Below are 18,126 nucleotides of genomic sequence, written 5' to 3'. Positions count from 1 at the left end.
TCAGGAGTCGATCAGGGCGCCGTTGCGCGAGATGGCAACCTGCTCTTCGCGCGGAACGACCTTGACGCGCTCGCGCGAGTGCTGGTGGTTCTCGCCGAGGGCACGCTCGTGGGCGTCAAGCGCGCGCCAGCCGTCCCACGTGGTGAACGCGACGTCGCGCGAGGCGAGCAGATCGAGCACGTCTTCGCTCTGGGCGGGCGACTCGAGCAGACCCGCCTGAGCGTCAGATACCAGGTGTGCGATGGTCTCCATCGCGTCTGACTTGGTGTGGCCGATGAGCCCGACGGGACCGCGCTTGATCCAGCCGGTGGCGTAGAGGCCGCGCACCGCGGTGCCGCCGTCTTCAGCATCCAGTGCCGATGCGATATCGGTCACTCGTCCCTCAACGTTTGGAATGACGCCACGCACCTCGTCGAACGGAACTCCCAAGACGGGCGAGCCGAAGTAGCCGACGGCGCGATAGACCTGATCGATGTCGAAGTCGCGGAACTCGCCGGTGCCGACCACGCTGCCATCGCCAGTCGGTGTGGTGCGCTCAAAGCGCAGGCCCTCAACCTTGGTCTCTCCGACGACTTCGACGGGGGCGTGATAGAAGTGCAGGTGCAGGCGGCGTGACGCTCCGGTTGATTCGCGGGTGCGCCAGCTGTTGAGCACGCGCAGCATGACCTTCATCTGGTTGTTGGCGGGCACAACGCCTTCGAGATGAGCGAAGTCTTCGTCAGAGACGATGATGTCGACGTTGGGCACTTCGCCGAGTTCGCGTAGCTCGATGGGAGTGAACTTGATGTCGGCCGGGCCACGACGGCCGAACACGTGCACGTCGGTGACCTTCGATGCTTCGAGACCAGCGAGCACGTTGTCGGCGATCTCGGTGGAACGCAGATCTTCGGCGTGCTTGGCAAGCACACGCGCAACGTCGAGCGCGACGTTGCCGTTGCCGATGACCGCCACCTGGGCTCCATCGAGAGTCCAGTTGCGGGGTACGTCGGGGTGTCCGTCGAACCACGCCACGAAGTCGGCGGCGCCGAAGGAGCCTGGCAGGTCGATTCCGGGAATGTTGAGCGCAGCATCCCGAATCGCGCCGGTGGCGAAGACCACAGCGTCGTAGCGCTGCTGCAGTTCTTCGAGTGACACATCGCGACCGACTTCAACGTTGCCGATGAAGCGGATGGTGCGACCCGAGCCTGACTCGTGCTGTGCGTCGAGCATCTCGTGCAGTGAATTGACGATGCCCTTGATGCGGGGGTGATCTGGGGCGACACCGTAACGGATGAGCCCGTAGGGGGCAGGAAGGGATTCGAGCAGGTCGATCGCGACGGTGCCGCCGGCATCGCGCACGGCGTTCGAGAGAATGTTGCCCGCATAGATGCCGGCGGGCCCGGCGCCGATGATCGCGACGCGCAGATTGAGATCAGTCACTGCTTGATGCCTTTCAGGGAGTGCTCCGCGGTGAGACGCGCGGAAAAGTCTTGTGACACCTCGAGTGAGCTGACTGCCCACTCGGCAGGAGCAAGAGGACTCACCCGAACGACGTCGCCGACAACGACGACCGCGGGTGAGCGAATACCTCGCTCGGCGGCTTGTGCCGCGATGGTGCCTAGGGTTCCAATGGTAATCCGCTCGCGCGGACCGTGCGCGTCTTCGATTACCGCAACCGGGCAATCGCTGCCGCGCTCGCCGCGAGCGAGCGTAAGGGCCGAGTGTGCGAGAGTGCCCACGCCCATCAGCAGCAGCACGGTGTGATCGCGTCCGCCAGAGAGCTGTGCGATCTGGTCGTGGCCCGTGATCACGGTGAAGGCAGTGGCAAGGCCACGGTGAGTCACAGGGATGCTGGCCACTGCGGGCGCTGCAATGGCAGAGGTGATTCCCGGAACGACTTCTACCTCGATGCCGGCCCGGCGGCACGCGTCGATCTCTTCACTGCCGCGCCCGAACACGTAGGGATCGCCGCCCTTGAGGCGAACCACGTTCTTGCCCTGCACGGCAAGCGTGACGAGCAGCTCGTTGATGTTGTCTTGCGGCACCACGTGGTTGCCGGGGCTCTTGCCCACGTCGATGATCTCGGCGGCGATGACGGTGCCCAGCGCCACGATGCCCTCGAGTACGCTGCGTGCGCCAAGGCGATCGGCAACGATCACGTCGGCTCGCTGCAGTGCGCGCAGACCCTTGAGCGTGAGCAGTTCCGGGTCGCCAGGGCCTGCGCCAACGAGCGATACCTTTCCGTGCGACATGGTGGCTCCTTAGATAAGCGGTGAGCAGAACTAGTTGCGGGTGATGCCAGCGGCGAGCGTCGCGCCCGATGACGGGTGAATCACGAGGAACGATCCGCCATGGCGGCTCGTTGCGTACGGCTCGAGCGGCAGCTCAGCGGCGAGCCGCAACGTCACCCGTCCGATGTCGTTCGTCTGCAGTGATTCGGTGGGCTGATGGGTGAGCGCGTCCAGGTCGTAGCGGGAGTCAATCTGCGCTACGAGTGCCTGCACGGTCGCGGTGCCGTGCTTGACCAACACACGGGATCCGACGGTGAGCGCGCGTGAATCTAGTTGAAAGAGCTCGGCTTCTACCTCGCGACGGCCCGCGGGCAATGATCCGGATGCTGCGATCAGCGCGCCGCGCGCGCTGTCAACGTCGTCGGCGAGCTCGATCGACACCGACTGTGGCGCTGCGGCGTGATCAACCGAGACTCCCGCGACGCGAATACCGGTGACTGTCGTCTTCGCCCCGGCCGGAAAGACTTCAACCTCATCGCCGACGTGCACTTCACCCGAGGCGATGCGACCGGCTGACGCGCGGTAGTCGCGCAACCGCTCAGCTTCGGCAGCATCCGTCACGAGATTCGGTGCGAGCCCGCCCTGTGGTCGCAACACCATCTGCACCGGAAGGCGAAAAGAGTCCTTCTTCTGGTTGGTGGTGTCAGCCGCCGGCAGGCTCTCTAGCAACTCGAGTAGCGCTGGCCCGGTGTACCAGGGGGTGCGCTCGGAACGATCGACGATGTTGTCGCCCTCAAGTGCAGACACCGGAAGCACATGCAGGTTCAAAATACCCAGCTCGAAGGCGACGCGCTCCGCTTGCGCGGCAACCAGTTCGAAACGCTGCTGCGAGTACTCAACGAGGTCGATCTTGTTGACCGCGATGATCACGTTCGGCACGCGCAGCAACGCGACGACTGCGAGGTGGCGAATCGTCTGTTCGAGCACTCCCTTGCGGCCATCGACAAGCACAATCACGGCGTCAGCGGTGGTGGCGCCGGTGACCATGTTGCGGGTGTACTGCACGTGACCGGGGCAGTCCGCGAGGATGAAGCTGCGATTGCCGGTGGAGAAGTAGCGGTACGCCACGTCGATCGTGATGCCCTGCTCGCGCTCGGCACGGAGGCCATCGGTGAGCAGGGCGAAGTCGAACTCGCCATGAGCGAAGCCTCGGTCGCTCGACGTGCGCGCAACCTGCTCGAGCTGGTCGGCGAGGATCGCCTTCGAGTCGTGCAGCAACCGTCCGACGAGCGTCGATTTGCCGTCGTCGACTGAGCCTGCCGTCGCGAAACGAAACAGCGTTGAGTCTGCGAGTGCGTCAGCCATCAGAAGTACCCATCCTTTTTGCGATCCTCCATGGCGGCCTCGCTGAGGCGGTCATCGGCACGAGTGGCCCCGCGCTCGGTGATGGTCGAGCGCGCGACCTCACCCACGATGGCCGCGAGGTCGGCAGCATCCGATTCCACTGCCCCAGTGCAACTCATATCGCCCACGGTGCGGTAGCGAACCGTGCGCAGCTCGACCCGCTCGTCGGCGCGCGGCGGTGAGAATTCTCCGACCGGGCGCCACATGCCGTCGCGCTGGTAAACCTCGCGAGCGTGGGCGAAGTACAGCGGCGGCAGCTCGATGTTCTCGCGTTCGATATAGCGCCAGATGTCGAGTTCGGTCCAGTTCGAAATGGGAAACGCGCGCACGTGTTGGCCAGGGGTGTGGCGCCCGTTGTAGAGGCTCCACAGTTCGGGTCGCTGGTTGCGAGGATCCCACTGCCCGAACTCATCGCGCAGCGAGATGATGCGCTCCTTGGCCCGCGCCTTGTCTTCGTCGCGTCGCGCTCCGCCGAAGACAGCGTCGTGTCGGCCAGCGGCGATCGCGTCGAGCAGCGGAACCGTCTGCAAGGGGTTGCGGGTGCCGTCGGAACGCTCGTGCAAGCGGCCGTCGTCGATGTAGTCCTGCACGCGGGCGACCTCGAGCTTGACGCCGAGCCGCTCGACCGTGCGATCGCGAAACGCGAGCACCTCGGGAAAGTTGTGCCCGGTGTCTACGTGCAGCACCGGAAAAGGCACGCGGCCCGGGGCGAACGCTTTGGCAGCCAGGTGAAGCACGACCACGGAATCTTTGCCGCCCGAGAACAGCAGTACGGGTCGCTCGAATTCGGCGACGACCTCGCGGATGATGTGGATGGCCTCGGCTTCGAGCAGGTCGAGCGTCGACAGGTGAACGGACCCGGGGGCCAGAGTGTCAATAGTCATACGTGCAACCCGCATTCCGTTTTCGAAAGGCCAGCCCAGCGGCCAGACCGAGGATCTTCACCAGGGGCAACCGCCTTGGTGCATGGCGCGCAGCCGATGGAGGGATAGCCGTTGGTCACCAGCAGATTCACCGGCACCTTGTGCCCGCCGGCGTAATCGAGCAGGTCGTCAAACGTCCACGAGGCAACCGGGTTGATCTTCACAAGGCCGTTGCGCTCATCCCACTGCACGAGAGGGGTGTTCGCTCGGGTGGGGGCTTCGTCACGGCGCACGCCCGTGAACCAGACTTCGTAGCCGCGCAGCGCATCTTTCAGCGGGGCGACTTTGCGTCGATCGCAGCACAGCGCCGGGTCACGGTCGTGCAGTTTCTCGCCGAACTCAGCATCTTGCTCGGCGACCGTCTGCTCGGGCAGCACATCCACGATGCGCACATCGAGCTCACGACCGACTTCGTCACGGGTGAAGCGCGTTTCGGCGAAGTGGTAGCCGGTGTCCAAGAACAGCACGTCGACGCCGGGGAGGTGCTCTGCAACGAGATGGGGGAGCGCGGCGTCAGCCATCGAGCACGCGACGGCGGCAGCATCCGTGCCGAAATTCTCGGCTACCCACTGCACGACCTGTGCTGGCGTCGCTTCGTCGTCGGCACCGCTGCGGAGTTCTTCGGCGCCTCGCTCGGCGATGGCCTTGAGCTCTTCGCGCGAACGTTTCGCCTCGATGCGTGGCGCGAGTGAGACGGTCATTGCAGTGCCTCTTCTTCGGCGCGGTGAGCCCACTGTGCGAACGTTTCGTCGCTGTCGGCGTCGCGGTCTTGAAGGAAGCGCTTGACGACACGGTCGACGTAGTCAGCGATGCCGTCTGCGGCAACCTTGAGTCCGCGCACGGTGCGGCCAAGGCCAGCCTCGTCGCGGTTGTCAGAGGCGAGACCGCCACCGAGGTGCACCTGGTAGCCGGGAACCTGCTCGCCGTCGATCGTGACGAGCTGGCCCTTCAGCCCGATGTCGGCGGTCTGAATGCGGGCGCATGAGTTGGGGCAGCCGTTGACGTGCAGGCTGATGGGATGGGGCAGGTCGAAAGCGTCGAGGCGCTCTTCAAGGTCGAGCACCGCTGCCGTCGCGAACGCCTTGGTCTCGACGATCGCGAGCTTGCAGAACTCGATTCCGGTGCACGCGATCGTGCCGCGGCGAATCAGACTCGGGCGCGCCTGCAGGCCGAGGTCGTCGAGGCCCTTGATCAGCGACTCCACACGGTCCTCAGGAATGTCGAGAATGACGATCTTCTGGTGAGGAGTGGTGCGGATGCGGCTTGAGCCGTGGCCTTCGACCAGCTCAGCGAGCTGCGTGAGCATGGGCCCAGAAATACGACCCACGATGGGGGTAGCGCCGACATAGAAGCGGCCGTCTTTCTGGCGGTGCACACCGACATGGTCGCCCGCGGTCAGGGGCTTGGGAGCGGCCGGTCCATCGGGAAGCGCGTAGCCGAGGTATTCGTCTTGCAGAATCTGCCGGAACTTCTCGGGACCCCACTCCGCGAGCAGGAACTTGAGGCGGGCCTTGTTGCGAAGTCGGCGGTAGCCATAGTCGCGAAAGATCTGTGCCACGCCGTGCCATACCTCGGTGACCTCGTTGGGGGTGACGAAGGCGCCGAGGCGCTCGCCGAGACGGGGCGACGCAGAGAGCCCGCCGCCGACCCACAGGTCGTAGCCGATGCCGAGGGTGGGGTGCTCGACCGCCACGAATGCTACGTCGTTGATCTCGTGCACCACGTCTTGGCTGGGGTGGCCGGTGATCGCGGTTTTGAACTTGCGGGGCAGGTTGGCGAGCGTCTCATCGCCGATGAAACGTGAGGTGATGTCGTTGATCTGCGGGGTGGGGTCGATCAGCTCGTCGGCAGCGATGCCGGCAACAGGAGAACCCAGCACCACGCGCGGAACGTCTCCGCACGCCTCGGTGGTGCCCAAGCCGATGGCTTCGAGGCGGCGCCAGATCTCTGGCATCGACTCGACTTCAACCCAGTGCAGCTGCACGTTCTGGCGGTCAGTGAGATCTGCAGTGCCACGCCCGAACTCGGTGGATATCTCACCGATGACCCGCACTTGTTCAGTAGTGAGCTGGCCGCCGTCGATGCGCACGCGCAACATGAAGTACTCGTCTTCGAGCTCGTGCGGTTCAAGAGTCGCGGTGCGGCCACCATCGATGCCCGGCTTGCGTTGAGTGTAAAGACCCCACACGCGAAAGCGCCCGTGAAGATCGGTGGGGTCGATCGATTTGAACCCGCCTTTGGAATAGACGTTCTCGATGCGCTCGCGAACGGCGAGCCCGTTGTCGACCTGCTTCCACTCTTCGTTGGCGTTGAGTGGTGCTTTGCCGTCGATGTTCCACTGACCGTTCGGCTTCGACGAGGGGCGTCGCGGGGTGCGGGTCTCGGTGTTGCTGGTAGTCATGATGGCCTCCGATGTCCGGGCGTCCCCGGGCGTGAGCATCGATCTGCCCACTCACCGAGAGTAAGAGCGGCCGGGCGAGGTCGTCACAAGTGACGTCAAGCAGCGTTAAGCGGCGTAATGCGGAGACACAGAAGGTCAGTCGAGAGGCAGCATGCTTCGGTAGCGATCCGCGACAACGGCCACGATCTGGTGAGCGGGCTCGTCGTCGTCGAGCAGCGGCCGAGCGACGGGTGCGCCTTTGGCGAGGCGGGTTGCGAGATCGTGAAAGTACCCGGGCGCGAGCAGATAGTTGGCCACCACGATGCGTGCGGCGCCCGCCTCGCGTGCGGCTTCGATTGCTGTACCGAGACGTGGCTCGGTGGCGGCCAAGAAGCCGACCGTCACATCTTGGTCGAGTCGCTCGCTCAGCATCCGCCCGATGGTTCTGCAGTCATCGTTGGCGCGCTCATCGCTCGAGCCCGCGACGGCAAGCACGATTGCGTCTGCGTGCTGGGGGTTCAGGGGTGCGAGGCGCGCGATAAGAGCGTCGACGAGGCGCTCGTCTGGTCCGAGCGCTGCAGAGATGGTGACGTTGTCGCGATGCGCCGACTGTTCTTTCAGGTCGATTCGCACGTGGTAGCCAGCCGAGAGCAACAGGGGAACGATGACGATCGGCTGCTTCTCGTCAAGCCCGGCGAGGGATGCAGCCACGTCGGGCTGCTGCACATCGACGTGCCCCAAGCGCACCGTGACGTCAGGCAGCTGTGCAACAACGGCAGCAGCGAGGGCCTCAACTGCGGCTTGGCCGGCAGCCGACGCGGTGCCGTGCGAGATCGCAACCAGTGCAGGGGTCGTCACTCCTCCATTGTGCCGTGTGTGGTGTGTGGTGCGTGCGGTGTGCGGTGTGCGGTGCGTGCGGGAGGAGCGTGGGTGTGCGTGCGTGCGTGCGGGCGTGCGCTTCGTGGCGCATGGTGCGGAGGCGGGTGCGAAACGGCCGGGGGTTTGCGCGACGCGCCGTGTTTCGGGTGCCCTGGGTGGGTTGTCGGGGAAGTCCCCGGCCGTTTGGGTGGCCTGCATGACGGCATGACGGCGTGGCCTGCATGGCTGCGTGGCCTGCATGGCTGTGTGGCGGCGTGGCTGGGTGGGGAACTGCTCGTTCTAGACCTCGCCGGTGCCGGGTTTGAACCCGCGGTGCATGTTCGGGCCGTGGTCGTGGTGGATGTTGTGATCGAGCGGCTCGGGGCCGTGGTGGTGGCATGGGCGGTCATCGTGCGACTGCTCACCTTCGCGGTCGGCCTGGTCGCTCGGCGAGTCTGCGCCCTGGGGGCCGGCTTGTCCGCAGCCTGCGCCACCGTGTCCGTGATGGTGCTCACCGTGCCAGCCGTGTCCGTGTTGCCCGTGGCGGCCGTGTCCACGACGGTGTCCGCGGCGTCGCCCGAATCCTCGGCCTCGGAAACCGCGCGATGAGTTTTCGTCCCACCCGAGTTCGCGGGCGATGGATTCCAGCGATGTCAGGGTGGTGGCGAAGTCTTCGGGCGAGACTGAGCCCGCGACGCGGGCGCGGACGCCGCGAACGAGTTCGTCGAGTCGTGCCTTCGTGGCAAGCCCTTCGTCGGTGAGCGACCAGGTGCCGTCACCGCTTTCGTCGGCCCATCCGCGCTTGCGGAGCCGTTGCAGATGCTTGCCCTTTCGAGCGAGGCGCTCTGCAAGTCCGGGCATGTCAATGTCACCAGAGAGGGCATTGAGCAGCATCCACTCACGGCGTGAAACGCCCTCGGCATCAAGGGTGCTCGCGAACTCATCAGTGATGAGACGGTCGACGATGCGCAGCCAGAAGCCGAGGGGTCGAGGGGCCGGTACTGCCCCTTTGGTCGTGTCGTTTTCGGTATTCATGGGGAGTCCTTTCGGGGGCGGCCGTACCGCCGAATATTTACATGTCAGAACGCATGTATATGTACAGTGACATACGAATGTAAAGTATGTCAAGTTGCATGTAAATTAGACGGATGCCGAACAGTCCCGCCGAATCCGCGCAGCACGCCGACGAAATCGCCGCCGCGCTGGCCCGCGTGCGTGGTCGTCGGATGCCACGGCCGCCGTGGGCCAAAGAAGGGCCCGCGCGACACGCAGAGCACGATCACACCGGCCGCGGTCACCCGCATTCACACGGACGCGGCCACGGCGGACCCCCATGGGCAGAGGGGGCCGGGCGATTCGGCGGACCGGCTCGGATGCGCCTGCTCGAGGCGCTCGCCGCAGCATCCCACCCCCTCACTATCGGCGAGATCGCCGAAGCCGTCAGCGTGGATCAGCCCCGCGCATCCCGATTGGTGCAGCAGGGCGTCGAGCATGAACTTGTGCGTCGAGAGATAGACCCTCACGACGCACGGCGCAGCCGCGTTGCACTCACCGAACGTGGACGCCGCATCGTGCAGGACTTCACCGGAAACCGGCGAGAGGCGATCGACTCGGCGCTTTCGACCTTCACCGACGCTGAGCGCGCTGACCTCGCCCGGTTGCTGACCAAGCTGGCCGACGGATGGCCGCAGTCTTAGCCACACGCGGGGCGCACGTCCTCACCTGCAGGACAACCCGCAATCGCAGCGCACTCTCAACCACAGTGCACGCCACAACACAAGTTTTCACCTACACCTCCCGCTGGTGAGCGCCAGTCGATAGCGTGTCACCGTGACGGATACCCACACTGATACTGCTCCACCCAGAAATACGACCAGTTCCAGCGGCATTCTGCGCTGGGTGTTCTGGCCCGCGGCCGCCGTCGTATTCGCCTTCAGCGCCTTCGCCTTGATCGCACCCTCGGCCGCGGAAGCGATGTTCGGCGCAATCCAGTCGTCAATCGTCAATGCGTTCAACTGGTACTACGTTGTGCTCGCGGCGTTTTTCGTTGTGTTCGCCCTGACCATGGGTTTCTCTCGCTTCGGCGACATCAAGCTCGGCAAGGATGACGACAAGCCGGAGTTCTCGGTGGGGGCGTGGTTCTCACTGCTCTTCGCCGCCGGAATGGGTATCGGGCTGGTCTTTTACGGAGTGAGCGAGCCACTCAGTCACTATGTGAACCCGCGCCCGGGCGTCTCGGGTCCACCCGACGTGCTCGCGCAGTCTGCGCTCACCCAGACTTACCTGCACTGGGGGGTTCAAGCCTGGTCGATCTATGTTGTCGTCGGCCTTGCTCTTGCCTACGCGATTCATCGCCGTGGTCGGCCGATCTCGATTCGCTGGACGCTCGAGCCGATTCTCGGCGAGAAGCGAGTGCTCGGGGGCTGGGGTCACGCGATCGATGTGATCGCGCTCGTCGGCACGCTCTTCGGTGTTGCCACCTCGCTTGGACTCGGCGTGATGCAGATCAGCGCCGGCCTTGAGTCCGCCGGCCTTGCTGAGCCATCGACGGGACTGCAAGTCGCGATCATTGGCGTGATCACCTTCTTCGTGCTCATGTCGGTGCTGTCGGGCGTCACAAAGGGCATGAAATGGCTTTCGTCGACCAACCTCATCTTGGCTGGGCTGCTGCTTGCCTACATTCTGATCTTCGGTCAGACCGAGTTCTTGTTGCGCGAGTGGGTGCAGTCGATCGGCGGATACATTCAGAACTTCGTCGGCTTGTCGTTCAATACGAGCGCCTTCCAGGGCGAAGAGGGCGAAGCGTGGCAAGCCGCGTGGACCTCGTTCTACTGGGGTTGGTGGATCTCGTGGGCGCCCTTCGTCGGAATCTTCATCGCCCGCATCTCAAAGGGCCGCTCGGTGCGAGAGTTCGTGCTCGGCGTGATCATCGTTCCCACCTTGCTGGGAATTTTGTGGTTCGCCGTGCTTGGCGGCTCGGCGCTCTACCTGGAAATGAACGACCCAGGCTCGATGACCTTGCCCGACGGATCGGTCGATCTTGAGGGCTCGATCTTTCAGCTGCTGACATTCTTCCCCGGCGCCTCGGTGCTCACCATCGGTGTGATTCTGCTGATCTCGATCTTCTTCATCACTTCGTCAGACTCTGGAGCGCTCGTGATGGGAATGATCGCCACCGGTGGCAATCAAGAACCAGCCAAGTGGGTGCGCACATTCTTCACGCTGGTCACCGCCATCCTCGCGGTGTCGCTGCTGATCACGGGAGGTCTGACCGCCATCCAGACGGCGGCAATCACGATTGCGCTGCCATTCAGCGTGGTCATGCTGCTGATCTGCTGGGCGACGGTGGTTGCCTTCCGCCGTGAGCGGCATGCGTACGACCTCGCCAAACGCGCGGCCTTCGTTGAACGCATCGGCGACTACTACGGGCTCGAGGTCGAAGAGGCCGACCGGCAGGGCATTCGCTTTCCGAAGTGGCTCGGCCGGCGCCCGCTCAGGCCCCGAGACCTCGAGGTTGACGAGGCGTCGAAGGTAGTCGCTGCCACCGATTCCAATGAGGCAGTTCCCGGCTCAGCGCCCGAGCCCACGGCCTCTTCGAAGGATCAACCCGGCGACCTCTGAGTGGGCTAGGCGCGCAGTTTGTTCTGTGTTGCCTTGACCGGCAGCAGCATGAGCAGGCCCGCCAAGAGCACCAGCATGATGCCCAAGATGCCGAAGTAGGCCTCTCCTGAGATGCCCACGAACAGCGCAAACATGGCGGGCGCGAGGAACGACACCGCGCGGCCCGTGGTCGCGTAGAGGCCGAACACTTCTCCCTCGCGCCCCGGCGGAATGAGTCGCGCAAGAAAGGTTCGGGATGCTGACTGTGCCGGCCCGACGAAGAGAGTGAGCGCCAAGCCGGCGGTCCAGAACACGATGGCTCCACCGTCGTGCAGGAAGAACACGAGCGATCCCGACACGATCAGACCGATGAGTGCGGCAACGATGACCGGTTTCGCGCCGAGGCGATCGTCGAGCGCGCCAACGGCAATGGTGGAGATGCCCGCGACGACGTTGGCAGCAATGGCGAAGATGATTACTTCACCGGGAGAGAATCCGAAGACAGATGCCGCGAGCACACCGCCGAAGGTGAACACGCCGGCGAGCCCGTCGCGAAATACTGCGCTCGCGAGCAGGAACCACACCGTCTGGCGGCTCTCACGCCAAAGGCGCGCGATGTCTCGACCTAGTCGCGCGTATGAAGCGAAGAAGCTTACTTTCTCGCGCTTGACGCCCACGCCCTTGTACTCGGGAACGAACAGGAGCACGGGAATCGCGAAGATGCCGAACCAGATCGCAGAGGTCAGCACGGTTGCGCGAACGTCCATGCCGTTCTCGCTTGTGATGCCCAACAGGCCCACCTCAGGCGAGATGAAGCCGAAGTAGACGATGAGAAGCAGGACGATGCCGCCGACGTAGCCCAGGCCCCAACCGAACCCGCTCACTCGTCCGATCGACCGCGGGGTCGAAACCTGTAGGAGCATCGCGTTGTAGTTGACGCCCGCGAATTCGAAGAAGACGTTGCCGACGGCCAACAGCGCGAGACCGAGCCAGAGGAAAGAGGGATCGGGCTGAACGAAGAACATTGCCGCGGTCAGTGCCACCACTATGTACGTATTGACGGCGAGCCAGAGCTTGCGACGCCCGGAAGTGTCGGAGCGTTGCCCGGTGACCGGCGCGAGCACGGCAATCAGCAGACCGGCGCCCGCGAGCGCCCAGCCGAGCTGCGCTTCGATTGTTCCGGCCGGCCCGAAGCTCGAGCTTGTCAGATAGACGGTGAAGACGAACGAGGTGACGACGGCGTTGAAAGCGGCCGAGCCCCAGTCCCACAGGCCCCAGGAGAACACCATCTTCTTGCTCGTTCGAGCCGGCCCCTCGGTGGCGACGGCCGCGGCCATTGCGTCAGTAGGGGTCACGCCCTTGAAATCGGGCAGTGACGAATTGGGGCGTTCGGGCGCACTCATGTGCACACGCTATTGCTCCGTGGTGAACAAGCGGTAGCCTGCGGAACACTTTCGTGACCATTTCTGAAAAGTTGATATGAGTCGTATCAAGTTCATTTGACACCTTGGGGTACCCCGGCTAGCCTTGAGCCATCACGACTCAACTATTTACAGAGTCGCCCAATACTTCCCGTATACGCACGGTCGCAGCATCCGCTCGGCCAAAATGAAGGAGAAACACACATGGCACGTGCTGTAGGAATCGACCTCGGAACGACCAACTCGGTCGTCAGCGTCCTCGAGGGTGGCGAGCCCAAGGTCATCGCCAACGCAGAGGGCTTCCGCACCACCCCTTCGGTGGTCGCCTACACGAAAGACGGCGAGGTGCTCGTCGGTGAGACCGCGAAGCGCCAGGCTGTCACCAACGTCGACCGCACCGTCGCCAGCGTCAAGCGCCACATCGGCACCGATTGGAGCTTCGAGGTTGACGGAAAGAAGTGGACGCCGCAGGAGATCTCGGCTCGCATTCTGATGAAGCTGAAGCGCGACGCCGAGGAGTACCTCGGTGACACCGTGACCGACGCAGTTATCACCGTTCCCGCCTACTTCAACGACGCTGAGCGTCAGGCAACGAAAGAAGCTGGCGAAGTTGCAGGCCTCAACGTTCTTCGCATCATCAACGAGCCCACGGCCGCGGCTCTCGCGTACGGCCTAGACAAGGGCAAAGAAGACGAACTGATTCTCGTGTTCGACCTCGGTGGCGGAACGTTCGACGTCTCGCTGCTCGAAGTGGGCAAGGACGACGACTTCTCGACCATCCAGGTTCGGGCAACTTCTGGTGACAACCGCCTCGGTGGTGACGACTGGGATCAACGCGTCGTCGAGTACCTGATCAAGCAGTTCAAGGAGACCACCGGAGTGGACGTCTCGGGCGACAAGATCGCTCTGCAGCGTCTCAAGGAGGCGGCGGAGCAGGCGAAGAAGGAGCTGTCGAGCTCGAACTCGACCAGCATCAACCTGCCTTACCTGTCGCTGACTGACTCGGGCCCCGTATCGCTGAGCGAGACGCTCTCGCGGGCGAAGTTCGAAGATCTCACCAAGGACCTTCTGGACCGCACCAAGAAGCCCTTCGAAGACGTCATTCGCGAAGCGGGCATCAAGGTTGCCGACATCGATCACGTTGTGCTCGTCGGTGGCTCCACGCGTATGCCTGCCGTAGCTGAGCTCGTCAAGAAAGAGGCGGGCAAGGAAGCGAACAAGGGCGTCAACCCTGATGAGGTCGTCGCCGTCGGCGCTGCCCTGCAGGCTGGCGTTCTCAAGGGCGAGCGCAAGGATGTGCTGCTCATCGATGTCACCCCCCTGAGCCTCGGCATCGAGACCAAGGGCGGCATTATGACCAAGCTCATCGAGCGCAACACGGCCATCCCGACCAAGCGCAGCGAGACCTTCACCACGGCTGACGACAACCAGCCGTCAGTGGCGATCCAGGTGTTCCAGGGTGAGCGTGACTTCACTCGCGACAACAAGCCGCTCGGAACCTTCGAGCTCACGGGTATTGCTCCCGCGCCTCGGGGCATTCCGCAGGTCGAGGTTACTTTCGACATCGACGCCAACGGCATCGTGCACGTGTCTGCCAAGGACAAGGGCACGGGCAAGGAGCAGTCGATGACGATCACCGGTGGTTCGTCCTTGCCGAAGGAAGACATCGAGCGCATGGTCAAGGAAGCGGAAGAGAACGCTGCCGAAGACAAGAAGCGCCGTGAGTCGGCTGAAATTCGCAACCAGGCTGAGACGCTCTCGTACTCGATCGAGAAGCTCATCAAGGAGAACGAAGACAAGCTGCCCGAAGAGGTCAAGACCGAAGTTCAGGCTGACGTCGATGCCCTCAAAGCCGCCCTCGCTGGTGACGATGACGAAGCCGTGAAGACTGCGTTCGAGAAGCTCAACGAGAGCCAGGGCAAGCTCGGCGAAGCAATCTATGCTTCGAGCCAGGCTGACGCCGCTGCCGCACCCGACGCTGAGGCCCCGACCGATGAGGCCGGTGCGACGTCTGATGAAGACGTCGTAGATGCCGAGGTCGTCGACGACGAAGACGAAAAGGACAACAACAAGTAATCATGGCTGACAAGGACTTCGAAGAGCCAAACGCTGAAGAGCACGGCGAAGACGAGGTCCTCGGCGACGAGGGGTCGGAGACGCAGGTCTCCGACCCCGACCCGCAGGAGGAGCTCACCGTCGATGACATCTTGGGTGCTGAGCAGAATACCGATGCTGCGGCAGAAGATACCGTGCTCGCCGATCTAGAGTCGGCGTTGCTGAACGACCTGAAGCGCCTGCAGGCTGAGTACGCCAACTATCGTCGCCGCACAGAAGACCAGCGCGAGGTCGAGATCGAGCGTGCCAAGGGATCCGTGGCCAAGGGCCTGCTGCCCGTCCTCGACGATCTTGACCGCGCTGAGAAGCACGGTGATCTCGAAGAGGGCACCGCGTTCTTCCCGATCGCCGAGAAACTGCGCGCCGTTGCTGAGCGCATGGGGCTGACAACCTACGGCGTAGCGGGCGAAGCATTCGATCCGCAACAGCACGAGGCGATTTTTCAGGCACCCACGCCCGGTGCAACCGAGGCGACGATCCTTGAAGTGGTCGAAATCGGCTACCGACTGGGTTCGGTGGAGCTGCGTCCGGCCAAGGTTGTCGTCGCTGTTCCCGCTGAATAGACCGGTCAAGGAGGAACCATGGCCAGTCAGGACTGGTTCGATAAGGACTTTTACAAGACGCTCGGCGTCTCGAAAGACGTCGCCGACGCTGATCTGAAGAAGACCTATCGCAAGCTCGCCCGCAAGTATCATCCCGACTCCAACCAGGGGGATGCTTCGGCCGAAGCGAAGTTCAAAGAGGTCAGCGAGGCGTACTCGGTGCTTTCTGACCCTGAGCAGCGCACGGAGTATGACCAGATTCGCGCGATGGGTTCCGGTGCCCGCTTCACTTCTGGCGGTGGCGGCGCCACGGGCGGCTTCGAAGACGTGTTCAGCATGTTTTCGCAGGGTCGTGGTGCCCGGCCCGGGGCCAGTGGTCCCGAGTACGAAGACATCTTCTCGATGTTCAATCAGCAGGGCGGTGGATTCGGCAACGGGCGCTTCGGTCAATCGACCGGCGGCTTCCGCGGCTACGGCGGTCCGACACGCGGCGCAGATGTCACAGCTCGCACGACCGTCGACTTCATCACCGCTACCAAGGGTGAGACGATCACGCTGCAGGGTGAAGACGGCAAGCCGTTCAAGGTCAAGATTCCCGCTGGCATCGCTGACGGTCAGAAAGTGCGCCTGCGCGGTCGCGGGCGTCCGTCGCCCGACGGCGGCGAGAACGGAGATGTAGTTGTGGCGGTAACTGTGCGGCCGCACCCGGTGTTCGCCCGTGACGGACTGAACCTTCGGGTGACCGTTCCGGTGACATTCACCGAGGCGGCATTAGGAGCAACGATCGAAGTGCCCACACTCGGCGGTGACCCCGTCAAACTGCGGGTTGCTCCCGGCACACCCTCGGGCAGGGTGCTTCGGGTCAAGGGTCGCGGCGTGCAGAGTCCGAAGGGGCTCGGCGACCTGTTGGCTGAAGTTCAGGTCGCGGTGCCGTCGCACCTCGACGACGCTGCTCGTGAAGCGCTCGAGAAGTTCCAGGCGCTCGAGCCACACGAGAACCCGCGCGCAGAGCTCATGTCGAAAGCACGCGGCTAATAGGCTCATTTCAACATGATCGCGAGGAGGATGGCAGATGGCTGAGCAAGATCGGCTTGACGAAGACGCCCCCCTCCTCGCGATCGCTGTTGCCGCGGACCTCGCGGGCATGCACCCTCAGACGTTGCGGCAGTACGACCGCATCGGGCTTGTCGTTCCCGCGCGCACCCAGGGCGGTTCACGCCGCTACTCGTTGCGCCACGTCGAGCAGTTGCGTGAGGTCGCTCGCCTTTCGGCCGAGGGACTGAGCTTGCCCGGCATCGCGCGCATTCTCGATCTAGAAGATGAGGTGCGAGGCCTTCGCCGCCGCGTCGCAGACCTCGAGAAGCAGATGCGCACTGAGATCGGCAACCGGCCGGGAGCCCGCGTTTTTGCGGCGGGCGCAACCGGGGCTGTGGTTACCCTGCGGCAGGGGTCACGCGTGCGTCGCGCAACCGAAGTGGTGCTGTGGAGTCCGCCTCGCCCCGAAACAAACCAGCGTTGAGAGTCGTGACGTAAGGCAAGCCGTCTCGCCGGGGACGGGCGAGTGCGCTGGATGCTGGCCAATCGGCGGCGCTAAAGTCGTGGCGTGACTACAGAGCATTCGGCAACCAGGCGCGAACTGCGTCTGCGCGTTTCGGCCGCGCCGCACGATGACAGGGAACGCTCGCTCGAGACTCTCGCGCTCGGGGTCGGCGCCGTCGCATTCGTCGTTGTCGGAGTGCTCGCGATCATCGTCTTCCAACTTCGCGAGGCGCCAATCGCTGGCCCCGGATCTGTGGGTCAGTTCTCAGCCGTCACGTCTGGGGCCGCAGCGTTCTTGTCGTTCATCGCCGGGCGCTATGTGGTGCATGACCGCGCCGCCGGACACACGATGAGCGTGCTTGACATGCTCGATGTTGTGGCACTGGCGTTCGCGCACGCCGTGATCGCGTTGCTTTCGATGACCCTTTTCGCGGTCATCTTGGAAGACGGGTTCATCGACGCTGAGGTGTTCGCACTGTTCGTGGTGATCATCTCGGGCGCCGCAGCCTCGATCACCGCCTATCTCACGTTCTTCTCAGCGACACATATCGATCTGCAGCTGCTGGCGATCATTCTCGCGGTGTTCCTGCTCGAGGGCGTCCTTGCCGCCATGTTGACAGCCAGCGATCCGCACTGGTGGATGGACAACCTGAGCGCACTCGGGATGACCAACGATCTGTCGTCGCTCACATTCAATCTGACGCTGATCGTCGCGGGTTTCATCGTGACGACTCTCGCCCGCTATGCCACCCGTGCGATTCCAACCCCTAACCTGCACGGTTTGCGCAATGTGCGCACAGCGCTCATCATCGTCGGCGTCTTCCTGGCGCTCGTCGGCGTGTTCACCGTCGATGAGTTCTTCGGAATCCATACCGCTGTCGCTTCAGGAATGGTCGTCGCCTTCGCGACGCTCGTCTTCCGTCTGCATCGCTGGATTCCCGGTCTGCCGAAGGCCTTCATCGTGGTCGGCTACGTGTTCGTTGGCGTGATCGCGATCCTCGCGGTGAACTTCGCTGTGGGGTATTACACGCTGACCGCCGTGGAACTGGTGGCGGGCATTCTCGTGTTCACGTGGGTCGTGCTCTTCATCCGAAACGCAGCGGCTCTCCAACAAGACGTGCAGCGAGGCTGACT

At 63.7% G+C, this 18,126-nt stretch carries 16 protein-coding genes; 7 read left to right on the top strand and 9 right to left on the bottom strand.

Features of this window, described 5'->3' with window-relative positions; genetic code table 11:
• From SJY18_RS08420 to SJY18_RS08385, 8 genes are all read right to left on the bottom strand, one after another.
• Window positions 1-1,419, bottom strand: a complete 1,419-nt coding sequence (locus SJY18_RS08420) for an FAD-dependent oxidoreductase (RefSeq protein WP_396667233.1) — start codon at window positions 1,417-1,419, stop codon at window positions 1-3.
• Window positions 1,416-2,231 (bottom strand): uroporphyrinogen-III C-methyltransferase, encoded by an 816-nt coding sequence (cobA, locus tag SJY18_RS08415; RefSeq protein ID WP_396667232.1) that lies wholly within the window; start codon window positions 2,229-2,231, stop codon window positions 1,416-1,418. Before cobA ends, SJY18_RS08420 begins: the two co-directional genes overlap by 4 nt.
• A 30-nt stretch (window positions 2,232-2,261) precedes the next feature.
• Window positions 2,262-3,575 (bottom strand): GTP-binding protein, encoded by a 1,314-nt coding sequence (locus SJY18_RS08410; RefSeq protein ID WP_337336600.1) that lies wholly within the window; start codon window positions 3,573-3,575, stop codon window positions 2,262-2,264.
• Window positions 3,575-4,498, bottom strand: coding sequence for a sulfate adenylyltransferase subunit CysD (gene cysD / locus SJY18_RS08405; RefSeq protein WP_396667231.1), 924 nt, complete (start codon window positions 4,496-4,498; stop codon window positions 3,575-3,577). The genes SJY18_RS08410 and cysD overlap by 1 nt, the downstream gene beginning before the upstream one ends.
• Window positions 4,495-5,238 carry a phosphoadenylyl-sulfate reductase gene (locus SJY18_RS08400; RefSeq protein ID WP_396667230.1) on the bottom strand — a complete coding sequence of 248 codons (744 nt, stop codon included), beginning with the start codon at window positions 5,236-5,238 and terminating at the stop codon, window positions 4,495-4,497. The genes cysD and SJY18_RS08400 overlap by 4 nt, the downstream gene beginning before the upstream one ends.
• Window positions 5,235-6,938: a nitrite/sulfite reductase gene (locus SJY18_RS08395; RefSeq protein ID WP_396667229.1), complete on the bottom strand. Its 1,704-nt coding sequence runs from the start codon at window positions 6,936-6,938 to the stop codon at window positions 5,235-5,237. Before SJY18_RS08395 ends, SJY18_RS08400 begins: the two co-directional genes overlap by 4 nt.
• Window positions 6,939-7,073: 135 nt before the next feature.
• Complete coding sequence (locus SJY18_RS08390; RefSeq protein WP_396667228.1) at window positions 7,074-7,775, bottom strand: sirohydrochlorin chelatase; 702 nt, start codon at window positions 7,773-7,775, stop codon at window positions 7,074-7,076.
• A gap of 300 nt (window positions 7,776-8,075) precedes the next feature.
• Window positions 8,076-8,810: a MarR family winged helix-turn-helix transcriptional regulator gene (locus SJY18_RS08385; protein ID WP_396667227.1), complete on the bottom strand. Its 735-nt coding sequence runs from the start codon at window positions 8,808-8,810 to the stop codon at window positions 8,076-8,078.
• Window positions 8,811-8,923: 113 nt separating this feature from the next.
• On the opposite strand from SJY18_RS08385, the gene SJY18_RS08380 reads away from it, so the two are divergent.
• Entirely contained in the window at window positions 8,924-9,472 is a 549-nt protein-coding gene (locus tag SJY18_RS08380) for a MarR family winged helix-turn-helix transcriptional regulator (protein WP_396667226.1), read from the top strand.
• Between the two features lie 133 nt (window positions 9,473-9,605).
• Window positions 9,606-11,396 (top strand): BCCT family transporter, encoded by a 1,791-nt coding sequence (locus tag SJY18_RS08375; RefSeq protein WP_396667225.1) that lies wholly within the window; start codon window positions 9,606-9,608, stop codon window positions 11,394-11,396.
• A 5-nt stretch (window positions 11,397-11,401) separates the two neighbouring features.
• Here the strand turns inward: SJY18_RS08375 and SJY18_RS08370 are convergent, their stop codons facing one another.
• Window positions 11,402-12,778, bottom strand: a complete 1,377-nt coding sequence (locus SJY18_RS08370; protein WP_396667224.1) for an MFS transporter — start codon at window positions 12,776-12,778, stop codon at window positions 11,402-11,404.
• A gap of 222 nt (window positions 12,779-13,000) precedes the next feature.
• Between SJY18_RS08370 and dnaK the strand changes: the two genes are divergently transcribed.
• The 5 genes from dnaK (at window position 13,001) to SJY18_RS08345 (ending at window position 18,124) form a co-directional block, all read left to right on the top strand.
• Window positions 13,001-14,872, top strand: a complete 1,872-nt coding sequence (dnaK, locus tag SJY18_RS08365; protein ID WP_396667223.1) for a molecular chaperone DnaK — start codon at window positions 13,001-13,003, stop codon at window positions 14,870-14,872.
• 2 nt (window positions 14,873-14,874) lie between these two features.
• A complete protein-coding gene (locus SJY18_RS08360) occupies window positions 14,875-15,474 on the top strand; it encodes a nucleotide exchange factor GrpE (protein WP_396667222.1) in 600 nt (199 codons plus the stop codon).
• Between the two features lie 18 nt (window positions 15,475-15,492).
• A complete protein-coding gene (locus SJY18_RS08355; protein ID WP_337336589.1) occupies window positions 15,493-16,488 on the top strand; it encodes a DnaJ C-terminal domain-containing protein in 996 nt (331 codons plus the stop codon).
• A gap of 37 nt (window positions 16,489-16,525) precedes the next feature.
• Window positions 16,526-16,972 (top strand): heat shock protein transcriptional repressor HspR, encoded by a 447-nt coding sequence (locus tag SJY18_RS08350; protein WP_337336588.1) that lies wholly within the window; start codon window positions 16,526-16,528, stop codon window positions 16,970-16,972.
• An 84-nt stretch (window positions 16,973-17,056) separates the two neighbouring features.
• On the top strand, window positions 17,057-18,124 hold the full coding sequence (locus tag SJY18_RS08345) for a hypothetical protein (RefSeq protein WP_396667221.1): 1,068 nt from the start codon (window positions 17,057-17,059) through the stop codon (window positions 18,122-18,124).
• Window positions 18,125-18,126: the final 2 nt, after the last annotated feature.

The organism is Microbacterium sp. R86528, from assembly GCF_044596335.1.
Taxonomy (GTDB): domain Bacteria; phylum Actinomycetota; class Actinomycetes; order Actinomycetales; family Microbacteriaceae; genus Microbacterium; species Microbacterium marmarense.
This window is presented reverse-complemented; position numbering and strand designations above follow the sequence as displayed.